This window comes from Nocardia sp. NPDC003269, assembly GCF_042888005.1.
Taxonomy (GTDB): domain Bacteria; phylum Actinomycetota; class Actinomycetes; order Mycobacteriales; family Mycobacteriaceae; genus Nocardia.
This window is the reverse complement of record NZ_JBIAPA010000001.1, coordinates 199,712-216,239: the sequence shown is the minus strand read 5'-3', so window position 1 is coordinate 216,239 and position 16,528 is coordinate 199,712. Positions and strand designations below refer to the sequence as shown.

General features: G+C 67.2%; 12 protein-coding genes. 6 read left to right on the top strand and 6 right to left on the bottom strand.

All coding sequences use genetic code 11. The annotated features are described in order from the left end of the window. Positions 1 to 104: 104 nt before the first annotated feature. Complete coding sequence (locus tag ACFYWJ_RS01010) at positions 105 to 665, top strand: NAD(P)H-dependent oxidoreductase (RefSeq protein WP_355271390.1); 561 nt, start codon at positions 105 to 107, stop codon at positions 663 to 665. A gap of 4 nt (positions 666 to 669) precedes the next feature. On the opposite strand, the gene eccE is transcribed toward ACFYWJ_RS01010, so the two are convergent. Next, complete coding sequence (gene eccE, locus ACFYWJ_RS01005) at positions 670 to 2,313, bottom strand: type VII secretion protein EccE (RefSeq protein WP_355271392.1); 1,644 nt, start codon at positions 2,311 to 2,313, stop codon at positions 670 to 672. Positions 2,314 to 2,396: 83 nt separating this feature from the next. Between eccE and eccB the strand changes: the two genes are divergently transcribed. Further along, the gene (eccB, locus tag ACFYWJ_RS01000) at positions 2,397 to 3,884 is read left to right on the top strand and encodes a type VII secretion protein EccB (RefSeq protein WP_355271393.1); all 1,488 of its coding nucleotides are present in this window, start codon (positions 2,397 to 2,399) and stop codon (positions 3,882 to 3,884) included. On the opposite strand, the gene ACFYWJ_RS00995 is transcribed toward eccB, so the two are convergent. The 3 genes from ACFYWJ_RS00995 to eccD all read right to left on the bottom strand — a co-directional run bounded on the left by ACFYWJ_RS00995 (position 3,885) and on the right by eccD (position 7,578). Further along, positions 3,885 to 4,649, bottom strand: a complete 765-nt coding sequence (locus tag ACFYWJ_RS00995; RefSeq protein WP_355271395.1) for a potassium channel family protein — start codon at positions 4,647 to 4,649, stop codon at positions 3,885 to 3,887. 65 nt (positions 4,650 to 4,714) lie between these two features. After that, entirely contained in the window at positions 4,715 to 6,115 is a 1,401-nt protein-coding gene (mycP, locus tag ACFYWJ_RS00990; protein WP_355271397.1) for a type VII secretion-associated serine protease mycosin, read from the bottom strand. Further along, a complete protein-coding gene (gene eccD / locus ACFYWJ_RS00985; protein ID WP_355271399.1) occupies positions 6,112 to 7,578 on the bottom strand; it encodes a type VII secretion integral membrane protein EccD in 1,467 nt (488 codons plus the stop codon). Before eccD ends, mycP begins: the two co-directional genes overlap by 4 nt. 185 nt (positions 7,579 to 7,763) lie before the next feature. Between eccD and eccCa the strand changes: the two genes are divergently transcribed. From eccCa to ACFYWJ_RS00965, 4 genes are all read left to right on the top strand, one after another. Beyond that, positions 7,764 to 11,798 carry a type VII secretion protein EccCa gene (eccCa, locus tag ACFYWJ_RS00980; RefSeq protein WP_355271401.1) on the top strand — a complete coding sequence of 1,345 codons (4,035 nt, stop codon included), beginning with the start codon at positions 7,764 to 7,766 and terminating at the stop codon, positions 11,796 to 11,798. Further along, positions 11,780 to 13,246 (top strand): type VII secretion-associated protein, encoded by a 1,467-nt coding sequence (locus tag ACFYWJ_RS00975; RefSeq protein ID WP_355271403.1) that lies wholly within the window; start codon positions 11,780 to 11,782, stop codon positions 13,244 to 13,246. Before eccCa ends, ACFYWJ_RS00975 begins: the two co-directional genes overlap by 19 nt. A 123-nt stretch (positions 13,247 to 13,369) precedes the next feature. Next, entirely contained in the window at positions 13,370 to 13,696 is a 327-nt protein-coding gene (locus tag ACFYWJ_RS00970) for a WXG100 family type VII secretion target (RefSeq protein WP_355271405.1), read from the top strand. A 42-nt stretch (positions 13,697 to 13,738) separates the two neighbouring features. After that, entirely contained in the window at positions 13,739 to 14,044 is a 306-nt protein-coding gene (locus tag ACFYWJ_RS00965) for a WXG100 family type VII secretion target (RefSeq protein ID WP_316573568.1), read from the top strand. A gap of 60 nt (positions 14,045 to 14,104) precedes the next feature. On the opposite strand, the gene ACFYWJ_RS00960 is transcribed toward ACFYWJ_RS00965, so the two are convergent. Together ACFYWJ_RS00960 and ACFYWJ_RS00955 are read right to left on the bottom strand one after the other, a co-directional pair. Beyond that, the gene (locus ACFYWJ_RS00960; RefSeq protein ID WP_355271407.1) at positions 14,105 to 15,286 is read right to left on the bottom strand and encodes a hypothetical protein; all 1,182 of its coding nucleotides are present in this window, start codon (positions 15,284 to 15,286) and stop codon (positions 14,105 to 14,107) included. A gap of 4 nt (positions 15,287 to 15,290) precedes the next feature. Further along, positions 15,291 to 16,520, bottom strand: coding sequence for a hypothetical protein (locus ACFYWJ_RS00955; protein WP_355271408.1), 1,230 nt, complete (start codon positions 16,518 to 16,520; stop codon positions 15,291 to 15,293). Between the last annotated feature and the right edge of the window lie 8 nt (positions 16,521 to 16,528).

Genomic DNA, 16,528 nt, shown 5'->3' with positions numbered 1-16,528 from the left:
CTTCGTTCACTCCCCACCTGCGGATATCGAACCAAATCGCCTGCGCCCATCGTGCCCGATCCGCCGCGCGCCGCGGGGCGGGGGTCCATCGATAAGCTCGCGGTATGGACACACCGTTGCGGTTGGAGGTCGTCGTCGCCAGTACCCGCCCGGAGCGATTCGCGCCCGTGGTGGCCGACTGGTTCCTCGGTGTGCTCGCCGAGCGGCCGGAATTCGAGGTCGGGGTCCTCGATCTGCGTGACATCGCCTTGCCCGTCGAGCTCACCGAGACCCCCGAGGTCGACGCGTTCCGGGAGCGGCTCGCCGCCGCCGACGCCTTCGCAGTCGTCACCTCCGAGTACAACCACGGATATCCCGCGTCCCTGAAAACGGCCCTGGACAGCGCCAAACGGGAGTGGCGGGCCAAGCCGATCGGCTTCGTCTCCTACGGCGGTCTCTCGGGCGGCCTGCGGGCCGTCGAGCAGTTGCGCCAGGTGGTCGCCGAACTGCACATGGTCTCAGTGCGCGAATCGGTGAGCTTCGCCCAGGCCAAGCGGCGTTTCGGCGCCGACGGCAGCACCGACGACCACGCCGCGATCGACGCGAGTGCGCGGATGCTCGGCCAATTGGCCTGGTGGGGACGGACTTTGCGGGCCGCCCGCGGCGCCGACCCCTACCCGGGCTGACCGGTCAGGCCGGCGCCATCGTGCGCTGTCCGCGCGGCTGCCCGATGTAGGTCGCCTCGCGCGGGATCGACACCAGCGTGAGGTTGACCCTGGTCGTCCCGGTGCGCAGCACCACCCGGTTGCCGATCGCGCCCGGCTGGAAGATCTCCAGGTCGGGACGGGAAGCGGGCCAGCCGTTCGGATCGCCGGTCAGGTAGATGGTGGTGACACCGGCGTGCGGCGCCGGGGCCAGCACACCGTCGACGACGGTGGCGGTGAAACCCGCGTCGGACTGGTGCGTTTCGACCGCGATGGTCAGGCGCTCCGGGTTGCCGACCGTGCTGACCAGCTGCTCCCAGGCGTGCGCGCGATCGGTGCGCACAAGGACCCGCTCGCCGACGGCCAGCGCGCGGAACACCAGCTGCTGGGCCAGATACAGCTCGCCGGCCACATAGACCGAGGAGATACCGGCGCCGATGATCCTGGTGGCGACGCCGTTGCCCTCGTCGTCGGAGCCGAGCAGCTGGCCGCAGCCCGCCGACGGCAGGTGCAGCGCGCCGATGACATCGATCGGGTACTCGGTGGTCGGCACGGTGTCGTCCACGCCGGGCACCGCGAGCGGCAGGTGCGCGAGCAGCGCGTCGCGGTGGCGGCCGTTCATCGAGACCATGCCCTTGGTCGTGGTCTTCTCCGGCAGCTCACGCGCGGTCAAACGCCATGCGGCACCGACACTCACCGACTCGGCGTCGCTGCCGGGCCGCAGCCGCACCGCGACCGTCGTGCCGCGCGATGGCGCGACCCACAGCTGGGCGAGCAGGTCCGAGCCGAGCTGCTTGGGGTCCACCGCGCTGCCGATATTGACGGTGTTGCCGATCTCGGCGAACTTCCACCGCTGGGTCAGCGTGCGCGGGTCGAGACCGGCGGTGATCTGCTGGACGGCCTTGCGGATCTCCGGCGCGGTGAGGATGCGAGCGCTGCAATCGGCGTCTTCGAGCGTGCGCATGATCCGCTGGGTGGCGATGGTAACCGCGCGGGACGCGCCGTCGGTTCCGCCGCCGCGCCGGGCCGTCGCGTCGGGGCACTGCACCGAGTCGTAGCTGATCGCGAGCCAGACCGTGCGGTGCGCCGTCGCGGGCAGCGGGCCGAGCAGCGACTCGTAGATCGCGCCCGCCGGTGTGCCGGAGCGGCTGCGGTGCCCGTGGCTGATGATGTCGATGCCGCTGAGCAGGATGTCGTGCTGGTGCAGGCAGGCGGCCAGCTCTGGCAGGGGGAGCAGGTGGGAGGCGTGCACGGCGTTGCGGGCGATCCTGGTCAGCCCGCCCTTGGGCGGCAGCACCTCGACCACGGTGACCACCCGGCTGCCGTCCCAGTACAGGCCGAGCGAGCGGCCGTCGGTGTCGCGGAAGTCGACGGTGTCGCCGAGGGTGTATTCGCGCTTGCCGAGGTAGCGGCGGATCGTGCCGAGCCAGTCGAACACGGTGCGCTTGCCGATCGGGATCAGCGGGATGACCGCGACGACGACCGCAATGCCGAGGGCGGGGAAGGGTCCGAGGCCGCAGACCAGGGCGATGAGCCCGACGGTCAAGCCGAGCACCTGCGCGATGAGCAGCTGCGCCAACGAGATGCGACCGAACAGTGGACGTGGACCAGCACCGGTGTACTCGGCCATTGGTTCCTCCCCCGAATGTGAACAAGTGCTGCCGGGAACTGTACTGTGTTGCCCGGACGAGAGCACTGTTCGGGGGAGGAACCATGCCTTCAAAACCCACTACACGCTGGCAGGTCAGCGGCTACCGCTTCCTGGTGCGGCGGATGGAGCACGCCCTGGTGCGCCGGGATGTGCGCATGCTGCACGATCCGATGCGCGCCCAGTCCCGGGCCTACGCGGTGGGTTTGGTGCTCGGCCTGGTGGTGCTGGCGGGGTGTGGCATCCTCGCGCTGCTGCGCCCGCAGGACAAGATCGGCGACAACAAGATCCTGATCGGCAAGGAATCCGGTGGCGTCTATGTCGTCATCGAGAACGTCGTGCACCCGGCGCTCAACCTGGCCTCGGCCCGGCTCGCCGCCGGTGAGGCGGCCAAGGCCGTGATCGTCAAGGAGTCCGAGCTCGGCAAGAAGCCGCGCGGTCAGCTGATCGGCATCCCCGGTGCCCCGACGTCGCTGCTGTACGACAAGGACGGCAAGGGCCGTCAGTGGTCGGTGTGCGATCAGCTCAAGTCCGACGGCACCGCCGATCTGACCACCTCGGTGCTGGCCGGTTCGCTCGATCTCGGCGACAAGGCCTCGGTGCTGCCGTCGAACAAGGCGCTGCTGGTCAAGGCCAAGGATGATGTCTTCCTCGTCTTCGACGGCAAGCGCGCCAAGGTGAACATGAGCGACCCGGCGGTCACGCTCGCGCTCGGCATCGCCGGTGTCGCCCCGCGCACGATCAGCGAGGGTGTGCTCAACGCGATTCCCGAGGTGCTGCCTGTCATCTCGCCGGTCATCGCCAACCCGGGTGGCGTGCCGACCTACAACGTCAGCGGCCACCGGATCGGTGATGTCGTCCAGGTGTTCAACGCGCCGAACCAGGACTTCGTCGTGCTGCAGGACGGTCTGCAGCCCATCTCGGCCGTGACGGCGCAGATCATCCGCAACTCGGTCAACTCGACGATGGCGGGCACCACCATCCAGAACACCGAGCGGGTGAACGCGCCGGTGTCGCAGGCACTGAAGGTCGACAACTATCCCAAGGAACGGCCGACCCTGGTCACCGCCAAGGACCAGCCGGTCAGCTGCCTGTCCTGGAAGCCGATCCCCGGCGCCATCGACAACAACGACGCCACCGCGCGCGCCGAACTGACCGTGCTCACCGGCATCGACCTGCCCATCCCGGACAAGGCCAAGCTGGTCAGCCTCGCCCAGGCCGACGGCTCCGGCCCCAAGGCCGATTCGGTCTACATCCCGCCCGCCTCGGGCGCCTACGTCCAGACCACCGGCATCGAACCGGACAGCCGTCGCAAGGACAGCCTGTTCTACATCGCCGACACCGGAGTCCGCTTCGGCATCAAGAACTCCGACGCGGTGAAGGCCCTCGGGCTGGAGAACGTGAAGGCCGAGCCCGCACCGTGGCCGATCGTCGGGCTGCTCGCCGGCGGCCCGAGCCTGGGCCGGGAGGACGCGATGGTCGCGCACGACGGCGTCGCCCCCGACTCGGCACCGGCCAAGCAGCCGGTGGCCACCGTCGCCAACAGCAAGTAGTCAGCCGACGGGCGGCGGTTCCGACCGCGCCCGCAATTCGGCGACCTCCGAACGCAACTCGCGCACTTCGTCGACGAGTTCGGCCAGCGTGCGCTCGGCGCGGTCGGTCGCGTCGTCGACGGTCTTGAGCTGCTCGACGACCCAGCTGGTCATGGTGCCGATGGCGAAGGAGATCAGGCCGATGCCCAGCGTCATCAGGACCAGCGACACCAGCCTGCCCTCGGCGGTCACCGGGTAGACGTCGCCGTAGCCGACGGTCGTCACCGAGACCGCCGACCACCACAGCGCGTCACCGAAACTCTTGATCTTGCTGTCGGGCGCACCGAATTCGGCGTCGAAGAACGCCAGGCTCGACAGCAGCAGGATCAGCAGCGAACTGGTGCCGACGAAGGTGACCAGCCGGGTCCGCGGATGCGTCGCCCGGTTGAGCGTGTCGAGCAACAGCAGCGCGGCGCGCAGCAGCCGCAGCGGTCGAAACGGCGGGACCAGCACGACGAGCAGGTCGAGCGGATGCTGGCGGACGAACCGGCGCCGATCGGTGGACAGCCGCAGCCGGACCACGAAGTCCACCGCGAACACCGCCCAGATCCCGATATCGGCCCACACCAGGCAGGCGTCCAGCGTCGGCGAGGCATCGGTGTCGAGCACCCGCCACGCGTACAGCAGCAGGAACAGCACGGCCAGCACCATCATCGGCAGGTTGGTCGCCTGCTCCCACCGCTGTCTGCGGGTCTGCGGGCGCTGCTCTGTGGTCAACGGATCCATGCTGCTACCTGGGTCGACGGGCTGCGCGGAGTGCGCTCGACCAGGACGGTACCGCGTCCGCTACATCAGGTGTCCTCGCGGACGCCGAACCGACGCCGGATCGGGAACGAGGCGAGCATGCCGAGCACGAACAACAGCCCGACCACACCCGCGCCGATCAACCCGACATTCCTGGCCGTGTTGTCCGGCACCGGCGCCGGCGCGGGCACCGCGAGCTGCACCTGCTTGGCCGGTGACGGCTTCTTGGGCGGCAGCGGCCCGGTGACCTCGGCGGTGAGCGCCGCGATCGGATCGACGCTGCCGTACCCGATGTACTGGTTCCAGCCCTCGGCGGGCGCGTGCGCGGTCGCCTGGATCCGCTTCATCACCTCTTTGGCACTGAGCTCGGGGAACCGCGCCCGCACCAGCGCCACCACGCCGGACACCAGCGGGGTCGCGAAACTGGTGCCGCTGATCGGGCCGGTCTGGCCCTGCTGGTTCACCGTTCCGGTCGCGGTGCCGGGTCCGCGCGGGTTCAGCGACGTCATGTTCTCGCCGGGCGCGGCGACGCTGAGCCACGGTCCGGCGACGGTGAACTTCGACGGTGCGCCGTTCGCGTCGATCGAGCCGACGGCCAGCACGTAGTCGTCCCAGCGCGCGGGGCTGACGTTCATCGAGGTCTTGGTCCACGGGTCCGCGTTCGGCTCCAGCGGATCGATCACCGTGTTCGCGGTCTTGCAGGTATCCGAATTGCCCGCCGCGACAACGGGAACCGCGTTCTTCACCTCGACCGCGTATTGCAGCGCGGCGCCGATCGCCCGGTCGTTGACGTCCTTGTTGGTGCCACACCACACTTCGGAGACATTGATGACGCCCGCGCCCATATCGGCCGCGCGCCGGATGGCCGAGGCCATCGTGTTCAGGTTGCCGTAGCCGTCGGGCAGATCCTCGGGCGCCTTGTTCCGGTTGGCGCCTTCCTTCTGATACATCTTGCTGGTCTGCCGGATCGTGAGGATGCGAGCCTCCGGGGCCACCCCGGCGAAGCCCTGACCGGGCACCTGGGTCGCCGCGATCAACCCGGCCACGAAGGTGCCGTGCGCGTCGCAATCCTCGGCGCCGTCACCGGAATTGGCGACGAAGTCACCCGCCGCGATCATGTCGGGCAGGCGATCGTGCCTGCTCACGCCGGTGTCGATCACCGCGATCAATTGTCCGGCGCCGCGGGAGAACTCCCACGCCCGCGCCAGATCGAGGGACCGTTGCGCGTCCGGGATGGCGGGTCCGTCACCACCGGTGGCCACCGTGGTGCACACCGCGTTCGAACCGACCTCGGTCTTCTCCGGCGGCGCGGCCGGATCACCGGCGGGCAGGTTCGCTGGATCGGCGGCGGGCGGCCGGTCGGCCGAGGCGGGCGCCGCGCCCAGCCCGAACGACGCGCCGACACCGAGCGCCACGGCCGCCGCCGCGACGCGCAGGCTCGCGTTCACAGCCCGCGGACGAGGGAGTAGAGCTCGGCGACCCAGAACACCAGCGGCAGCACCGCGGCGACGAACGCGTACTCGAGCAGCTCGACCGCCCGGCGCATCGGCGGCGTCGCCGACTGATTCGGCACGATCAGGCCGATCACCAGCGCGGCGACCAGGATCGCCAGCGCGGCACCGAAAACCACCAGCGGCTGGCGCATTTCGAGCGCGACACCCACCAGCATGATCAGCACGATCGACGCGCCACCCGCGATCAGCACGATCGCCTGTTCGGCGCCCGCGTAGGTGCGGCTGCGGAACATCAGCACCGCCGCGCAGACCAGCGCGAGCGCGATGCCGGGCCAGTACGGGTCGTCCGCGGTCGCGTCGATCGCCAGCAGCGCGCCGACGACGGTGACCAGCGTGGTCGCGGTGACCAGTCCGGCGAGGTAGTTGCGGGCCCGCTCCGACCTGGCGCGCAGCGCGTCCAGGGTGGGCAGCGCGCGGTGGTCGTCCGGGTCGTCCTCGGTCGGGTCGATCGGGGTGCCGGGCGAGGGGACCGGCGGCAGCGGCAGCTTGGCCAGCAGCATCGACACCCGCGGCGACAGCGAGAGCCCCGCCAGCCCGACCGCCGCGACGACGGCGCCGATGGCCTTGACCGGCTGCTCGGTGAGCAGCCCGACCAGCGCCGCCGGAATGACGAACACCGAGGCCGCGGCCGCGCCGATGAACAGCGCGAGGCCGACCCCGGTGACGCGCCAGGCCAGCACCGCGGTCGCGCCGAACAGCGTCGCGCCGAGCAGCAGATGCGCCCAGCCGTAATGATCGGGGACCAGCAGCATGCCCGCGGTGAACGCGGTCGGCAGCGCGCAGCCGCCGAGCACCAGCGCGGCCGAGGTGTCGCCGTACATGCGGCTGAGCACCGTGCCCGCGACCACGCACAGGATCGCGACCAGCAGCGCGAGCGAGCCGGTCACCCAGAACGGCAGTGCGTCCGGGGCGGCGAGCAGACCGAAGCAGCCGACCAGCATGGTGACCGCGGCGAGCACCGAACCGGTGATGCGCGCGGTCTTCGGGGTCCAGCTGCGGTAGTGATCGGCGTCGGCGATCGCGACGTTGTACATGATGTCGTCGAACAGCGGCGTCGGCGCGGTGTGCGAAGCGCTCTCCAGCATGAGGAGTTCGCCGTCGCGCACCCCGTGCTCGCCGAGGCTGAGCGAATTCGAGAACGGCGGATGACCGATGCGCGCGAGCACCCATTCGGCGGGCTCGTAGCGCTCGCCGTCGTTGTCGAAATCATTGGACCGGCTGTGCTGAGCGACCATGTCGACCACGCTCGGAATGACGAGCGCGACCGGCACGTCGACCGGAATCGCCATGTCGACCTGCGTGTGCTTGGCCAGGATCGTCACTCGGGCCAGATCCGGTGCGCGCACAATGCCGCGCGCGGAATCCTCCTCGAGATGATCGAGTCGCGCGTGCGTCAAAACTCCCCCAACTCCGTCTCTACCTCGTGTTTCCGCTCGACCCCTCGGGCGATCGACAGTTTGCGGAACTCACCGTTCGGACAGCAGAATGCCTGACGAACCATACGACATGTCGGCCGCGACCTCTACACTGAGCCCGTCGCGAGGGAAGACAGCGAGTAGTCAAGCAGGGGGAGTCTTCGACCATGAGCACAGTACGGTTCCAACGCCGTGCCCGGCGCGAGATGCCACGCACGCCCGGCGGTGAGGTCACCCTGCAGCCGCCGCCCGAGATCCCCCGGATCACGCCCGGCAACCTGCTGATGAAGATGATGCCCGTCGTCATGGTCGTCGGCATGGTCGGCATGATGGCGCTGATGTTCACCCAGGGCAGCGGCATGCTGTCCAACCCGATGTCGATGATGTTCCCGCTGATGATGATCATGTCGATGGTCACCATGTTCGGCCAGGGCAGCGGCAAGGGCGCCAAGGCCGCCGAGGCCAACGAGGACCGCAAGGACTACCTGCGCTACCTCGACCAGGTCCGCAAGGACGTCGACGACACCGCCAAGCAGCAGCGCGCCGCCGTCGAGTGGAGCCACCCCGAGCCCGGCCTGATCTGGATGCTCGCAGGCACCAGCCGCATGTGGGAGCGCCGCTCCGGCGACAAGGACTTCTGCCACGCCCGCATCGGCCTGGGCGGTCAGCGCCTGGCCACCCGCCTGGTCGCCCCGGAGACCGGCCCCGTCGAAGAGCTCGAACCGATCGCCGCGGTCTCCCTGCGCCGCTTCGTCCGCGCCCACTCCACGGTCCCCGACCTGCCCACCGCGATCGCGGTGAAGGGCTTCGGCACCATCGCCCTCGACGGCGACCGCGCCCAGGCCCGCGATATGACCCGCGCGATGTTGTTGCAGCTGTGCATGTTCCAGGCGCCCGACCAGGTGCTCGTCGCCGTGGTCTGCGGCCCCGACACCGCGCGCGAGTGGGAGTGGACCAAGTGGCTCCCGCACACCCAGCACCCCGACGTCTCCGACGGCATCGGCACCCAGCGCATGTTCTACGGCTCCATCCGCGAGGCGCTGAGCAGCCTGCATCCGCTGCTCGGCAACCGTGTGCGCTACTCGCGTAACCAGCCGAACAACCCGAACCTGGTGCACGTGGTGATCGTCGTCGACGGCGGCCTGCTCGAGGCCGAGGACGACCAGCTCCGCGAATCCGGCTTCGAGGGCGTCACCATCATCGACCTGTGCAATTACGCACCCCGCCTTGCCGTTTCGCGCGGCATCAAGATGGTCGTCGAGGACGGCGAGTGCCTCGGTCGTGGCGCCACCGGCAACCAGGAGCGCTTCGCCACCATCGACCGCGTCAGCGCCGAGCAGGCCCAGCAGGCCGCCCGCCGCCTCGCCCCCTACCGCGCCGCCACCCAGCGCAGCAGCGACGTCGAAACCGACGATTCCGAGACCATTTCGACGTGGTCCCAGCTGATGAGCCTCGGCGACATCGGCAACTTCAACCCGGCCAGCGCCTGGCGCCCGCGCTACGGACGCGAGCGGCTGCGCGTGCCGTTCGGCCTCGGTGCCGACGGCGCTCCGGTCGAACTCGACATCAAGGAAGCCGCCGAGAACGGCATGGGCCCGCACGGCCTGTGCATCGGCGCCACCGGTTCCGGTAAGTCCGAGTTCCTGCGCACCCTGGTGCTCAGCCTGCTCGCCACCCACTCGCCCGACCAGCTCAACCTGGTCCTGGTCGACTTCAAGGGTGGTGCCACCTTCCTCGGTCTCGACGGCGTTCCGCACGTCGCCGCGGTCATCACCAACCTGGAGGACGAGGCCGACCTCGTCGACCGTATGAAGGACGCGCTGGCGGGCGAGATGAACCGCCGCCAGGAAGTCCTGCGCCAGGCGGGCAACTTCGCCAACGTCTCCGAATACGAGAAGGCCCGCGCCGCCGGCGCCGACCTCGATCCGCTGCCCGCCCTGTTCGTCGTGCTCGACGAGTTCTCCGAACTCCTCACCCAGCACCCGGATTTCGCCGAGCTGTTCGTGATGATCGGCCGCCTCGGCCGCTCGCTGCACGTTCACCTCCTGCTCGCCTCGCAGCGACTGGAAGAGGGCAAGCTCAAGGGCCTCGAGTCGCACCTGTCCTACCGCATCGGCCTGAAGACGTTCTCCGCCAACGAGTCCCGCCAGGTCCTCGGCGTCCCCGACGCCTACAACCTGCCCAACTCACCCGGTGGCGGCTACCTCAAGGCCGACTCCGGCGAGATCCAGCGCTTCCAGGCTTCCTACGTCTCCGGCCCCTACGTCGGCGGCGGTTCGCAGCGCGAGGTCACCAGCGCGGGCATCGTCGGCGGCGAGATCGACGTCAACGCACGGCCGTTCAGCGCCAACCACGTCGCCTTCCGCACCTCCGACCGCGTCCCGGTCGCCCCGGAATCGACGTACGAGCCGGAACCCACCGGCGACGACGCCGACCAGATGTCGAACCTGAACATGCTGGTGTCCCGGATCAGCGGCCACGGCCGCCCCGCCCACGAGATCTGGCTGCCGCCGCTCGACGACGCGCCGACTCTGGACCAGCTGAACCCGCGCTCGATCATCACCGGCGAGTACTCGCCGATCGCCACCCTGCGCGCCGCGATCGGCATCGTCGACCGCCCGTACGACCAGCGTCGCGACCCGATGATGCTCGATCTGTCGGGTGCCCGCGGCCACGTCGCGATCGTCGGTGGTCCGCAGTCGGGCAAGTCGACGGCCCTGCGTTCGCTGGTCATGTCGATGTCGATGACCCACACCGCCGAGCAGGTCCAGTTCTACTGCCTCGACTTCGGTGGTGGCACGCTGTCCAGCCTGGAAGGGCTGCCGCACGTCGGCTCCGTGGCCAACCGCCTCGACCCGGACAAGGTCCGCCGCACCGTCGCCGAGATGAGCACCCTGGTCCGGCAGCGCGAGCAGCGCTTCCACCAGCTGGGCATCGAGTCCATGGTCGAATACCGGCGCCTGCGCGCGATGGACCCCAACAGCAGCCCCGCCGCGGCGGGCGCGCACGCCGACCCGTACGGCGACGCCTTCCTCGTCATCGACGGTTTCGGCACGATCCGCCAGGACTACGAGGCACTCGAACAGCAGATCACCAACCTTGCCCTGCAAGGCCTTTCGTACGGCGTGCACGTCGTCATCGGCCTGTCGCGGTGGATGGAAGCCCGGCCCGCGCTGAAGGACCAGATCGCCACCCGCATCGAGCTGCGCCTGGGTGACCCGATGGACTCCGACATCGGCCGCAAGTTCGCCGCTCTCGTGCCGCAGGGCCGTCCCGGCCGCGGCATCACGCCGGACGCGCTGCACATGCTGATGGCACTGCCCCGCGTCGACGGCAGCTCCGACCCGCTCGACCTGAGCGCCGGTGTCGCGCACGCGGTCGAACTGATCGCCCAGCGCACCCCCGGCCGCCCGGCCCCCGGCACCCGCACGCTGCCGGACCTGCTCGACCGCACCGACCTGCTGCGTGGCATGCGCAACTGGCCCGCGGAGGTCGACCGGTCGCGGCCGAACATGCTGGTGCCGATCGGTGTCAACGAGTCCGAGCTCGCGCCGGTCATGCTCAATCTGGCGGATACGCCGCACTTCCTGGTCTTCGGTGACAGCGAATGCGGTAAGACCGCGCTGCTGCGTGGCATCGTGCAGGGCCTCGTCGAGTCGAACGAACCGGCGCAGGCCAAGATCATCCTCGGTGACTACCGGCGCACCCTGCTCGGCACCATCGAGACCAATCACCTGGCCGGCTACGCTCCCTCGGCGGAAGTGCTCACCCCGTTCGTCCAGCAGGTCGTCGGGATCCTCAAGTCCCGCATGCCGGGTGCCAACATCACCCAGCAGGAACTGCGCGCGCGTTCGTGGTGGACCGGCCCCGAGCTCTACCTGATCATCGACGACTACGACCTGGTCGTCACCCCGTCGGGTAACCCGCTCTCGCCCCTGGTCGAATTCATCCCACACGCCAAGGACATCGGCTTCCACCTGATCATCGCCCGCCGATCCGGCGGCGCGTCGAGGGCGCTGTACGAGCCGGTGGTGTCGCGGATGCGCGACGTCGGTTGCATCGGCCTCGTGATGAGCGGTAGCCGCGACGAAGGCCAGCTCTTCGGCACGGTGCGCGCCAGCGCGATGCCGCCGGGCCGCGGAACCCTGGTCACCAGGAACGCGATCGATCTGGTGCAGCTGGCATGGGCACCGGCCTTGTGACCGACATCGACGTCGTGGTCAGCGATGCGCGCGTCTTGGCGCGCACCGCGGCCCGGCACGTGGATGTCGCTCCCACCGTGATGCCGGTGCCGAACGGCATCCTGGTCGGCGCGCCGACCGGCCCATCGCAACCGGCGATCTCGGCGCTGTCGCTGGCCGACTCGGCATGGATCGGCTACGAGCCGCAGCCGCTCGCCATCGCCGCAGCCACCGACGCGGTCGTCGACGATGTCCTCGCCGGCGTCGCACCGACGCCGCCCGGCGCGAGTATCGGTGTCGCGCATCCCAGTTCGTGGTCGACGGCCCGCCGCTCGAGCTTCGCCCGTTCGTTCGGCAGGTACTCGGGTTCGGTCGCGCTGGAGCCGATCGCGTCCCGCGTGGCCCGGCTGCGTCAGCCCCTCGCGACCACCGAGTTCGTCGTCGTCGTCGAGATCGACCCGCTGGCCGTCACGGTGAGCGCGGTCGACCGTTCCCGGGACCAGATCTCGGTCGCGGCCTGCGCGCACGAACCCACCCTGGGCGCGGGCGACTGGAACGACGACGACATCGATCGCCTGGCGGCCATGATCGGCGAGGTCGCCGACGGTTCCAAGCCGACCTCGGTGCTGATCGTCGGCCCGACCGACGATCACCTGCTGGAGCGCCTGCGCGAGTTCGCCGCCGAAACCTGGACCACCCAGCCCACTCCGCTGGTCCAGCCGCTGGCCTTCACCGCCCTGCTACTGCCGCAATCCGGACTCACCGACGACCGGGCACGCCCGATCCCGGCGCAGAACGCGGAATGGGTGGGCACCCTCCGTGAACGCGCCGCAGCCACCGCGCCCGCGCCACGCCACGGCACCGCCAAAATCATTGCCGCAGCGGCGATATCACTGGTGGTCGTCACCGCGGGCATCGTCGCGGTCGTGGCGACCCGCGACAGCGACGCCGACGCGGCCACGGCCACCCAGAGCACGCCGACAACGGTGTCCACCGCACCGGAGCCCATGTCTCCGAAGCCATCGACCACCCAGCCGGCCGCGACGCCCGCCCAGCACACGATGGGCCGCGTGACCTTCGACATCCCGTCCGGCTGGCGCCTCGCCACCGGCTCACCGGCGGACCGAGCCGCGCTCGTTCCGCAGACAGCCACCCCCGGCCGAATTACTGTGACGTACAACACTGTCGCGGAGCAGGCTGGATATGATGAAGTGCTTAGGGACATCACCGCGCGGATCTCGCGCGCCGAGCCCGGGCGGTTCGGTACGCCGGAACGCGATGTGGTGTTCGCCGGGCGCCGGGGGATCGGTTACCAAGAGCTTCCTGGCGACGGTTCCGTCGTCAGGTGGTACGTCCTTCTCGACCATGGCGTCCAGACCAACGTCGGCTGCCAGCACGGCTCGGGAGGATGGGGGACTGTCAGTACTGCGTGCGAGGAAGTGATGCGATCAGTGTCGATCTCGCCGTAGGTTTCGGAAATTTCTCCGAACTTGATGGAACCGAACGCACCATCGGTGCGTCGAACCTAAGTAGAAGGGCTCAGATCGCCAGCAGGGGGGTCTGGTCCACCTTGACCACGAAGGAGCCAGAAGATGGGTTTCAACGCAACTCCTGACCAGATCAGGACGTTCTCCGACAAGATGAACCAGAAGCATGCCGACATCCAGGGGATGATCACCCGCGCCGAGGGGCATGCCAGCGACGTCAACAACCCCTCCTTCCAGGGTTCGGCGGGCCAGGCGTTTCAGTCGTCGATGCAGGAGTACCTCGCCAACGCCAAGAAGCTGAACGACGCGCTGGATCAGGCCGCCGACACGGTGGGCGCGATCGCGGGGAAGATCTCCGACGCGGAAGTCGATAACGCTGCGCAAATCTTGAAGAGCAGCGAAGCTTCCGCTCCCCAGCTGAACATGACCTAAACAATTCTTACCTAGCTCCCCCGACAATCGAGAGGTTTCACGATGGCTGACATCGGTTCAATCAGGTACGACTTCAACGCGATCAACGACGCGGGCGCGGGTCTGCAGTCTCAGGCGCAGAACATCACCACCGCGCTCCAGGACTACGAGAACGAGTTCCAGCGCTTCATCGAAGAGCACTGGTCCGAGGGTGAGGGCTCGACCGCGTTCGCGATCATGCAGACGAAGTGGCAGCAGCAGTCGATGGATCTGAACACGAGCCTTCAGAAGATCGGTGCGACCACTCTGTCCGGCTCCGAGAACATGAAGGCGACCGACGTCGCGCTCGCCAGGATGCTCGAGGGCTGATCGCAACAGAGACGGCGGGTTTGGGCTAGCGCCCGAACCCGCCGTCTCTGTGTTCGAGGTCTATTCGGCGCTCGCGAGAAGCTTGTATTGGGCGGCGGTTCGCTGATAGGTATCTTGCAGGTTGGTACCAACGATTCTTGCCACATATCTGCCCACGACAATCCGGCACTGTGGTCGCAGGTTGCTGTAGGTTTCGTCCTCTGTATCGACGGCGTAGCAAGCTGATGTCGGAATTTCCGGATGCGGTTCCGGTGGCATCAGACCCGTCATATCATGGGCACCGGAGCCGAAAGCGGCTGATAATCTTTCGGCTGCTTTGGCGTCCCGAGTGCGGTAAACGATAGCACCCCCGGCATCTGAAACATAGTCCACGCCGGTATCTTCGAATGCTCGCGACATCTCCAGCGGGCGTTTGGTAGTCGATAAAACTGCGCGTGCGGGGTATACCTGAGGAACGTTGGCCTTCTGGTCGCTTGGCATAGTCCGGCTGAGCATGCCGTCGATATCGAATGGAAGTGTGGAGATATCGTTCAGTGAAGTTCTGTGATAATTGGCCAGCAGGCTCAGCTGTTTGTCGTAGAATTTCTTGACTGTATTCGAGTAATCTGAATGGTCCGGTGGCCGACTGACAGGATCGTCGAGCTCCAGATACATCAGGATATCGTCGCGCACAAGCCAAGAGCGCATCTTTGCGCCGCCGAATGGATCCTGACCCATGATCTTGGTGAGTGCGTCCGCATACCCGGGTATCGCGTAAGTGTCGCCAGGCGTGCGGTCGAAAAGTTTCTGCGCCGCGTTGACGGCATGGGCGGAGGTCTCGAATCGGAGTGTGTAGGTCTCCAGGTTTCGACCAAGAGTTGGCCACTGGCGGCGTTGGCCGAATGTGCGCCATCCGGCGACCAGCCCGGGGGCCTCGTTTGCGAAATCTCTTTCCTTTATTCCGGTGAATTCGAAATATGGCGGCTCGTCGGATGTTACGCGTTGCCGGTAGTTGAATATCGAACCATATGCGAAGCGGTCGTCGTATTCGAATGGGATCGGTGTAAGGCTGGAAATGTTCAGCGCTTCCCGGATTGCTCCGGATTGTGAAGTCCTGACGGATGTGATGTCTACCGGGGTGGTGGGGTAGTTTCCGGAATCCAGCTTCGCGATGTCGATCGAAGTAGTGGAATCTTGGGAATCACCGCAGGCGCTGGTAAGGACGGTGACCGTCGCGAGTGCGACTACCAGAGATTTGCGCATTTCGTCACTCGCATTTCTTCAGAATGGCATACTGTGCGGCTGTCCGTTCCTGCAATGAATGATCAACTTGTGCGGTCGAGTAGATCGAGGTCTCTGTTACCACGGCAACATACCGGTCGTAAACCACTGCGCACATGAGGTCGTATTTTCGGCTAGCATCCCGAACATCCAATCGCAAGCACTGGGCATCGGCGATTCCCGGCGGTGGCTCCAGGGCTACATCATTCTTGCCTCGTCTTGACAGGAAGGTCTGCAACTGAAACGCCGATGCGAGATCTTTGGTGCGGTAAACGGTGCTCCCGCGGCGTGCGATCATATCGACGCCGGCTTCTTCGAACTTTTTGCGGGCTTCGGCTGGGTTTCGTTCGAAATGCAACATTCCGGAAGGTTCGAATGTGCCGTAATCTTCGTCCGATTGAGTCGAGTCGCGCTTAATATCCCAGGCCATAGTGCGGCGCACCAGATTTTCTGGATCGATCGGCCGGTCGAGCACATCATCAAGGGGGATCGGGTGTTGTTGATCAAGTGATCGAGTCTGCAATTCAAGGATCTTGTCGACCGATGCTACGAGCTGCTCTGCGTCGGGAGCGGACGTGCTGACATGAGCCGTTACGACGTAGGGGCCGTGCGCCAACCATGTCACGACCGACTTGTCGTCGCTCATGGACGACTTTGCGTCAGGGTGGCCTGGAGTGCTGACTCGGCGCGGATTTGACGCCATCGTAATCCGGTCGAGTTCGTCGGCTGTCTTTGCGCTCACCGTGTCGGATACAAATCGGAGAACTGCGATGGAGACCGATTTGGGACTGCGAACACTGCCGTTCGATTGGCTAGTTGAGACACCGGTCACAAACTCGACGCTGTTTTTGAAGACTTGTCGGTGCTCGTCGCGTATCCCGCCCACGGTAGGGACGGAGTTCTGGTCGCCGAAAATGCGAGTCTGGCCGGGTATCGCGAGGTCAGGGTCGACATCGATTGGATGTGCGAGGAAATTAAGAAGCCGACGTCCCTCCGCAAGTCGGACTTGCTCCGGTCCTCGTGCTCCGGATTCGATTTCGAACGCGACGGGATCGGTTTGAAAAGGGCCGGTGCGCAGAAGTTTGATGTCAACGCCTGTGGCGCCGGGGACTGGATTTCCTACGATTTCTGATCCGCACCCCGTGCTTGCGGTAGTGACAAGCCCAACGATCAGTGCCGTGCGCAGCCCGGCCATCAGCCAAGGAGATTCGGTCATCGTGAGCG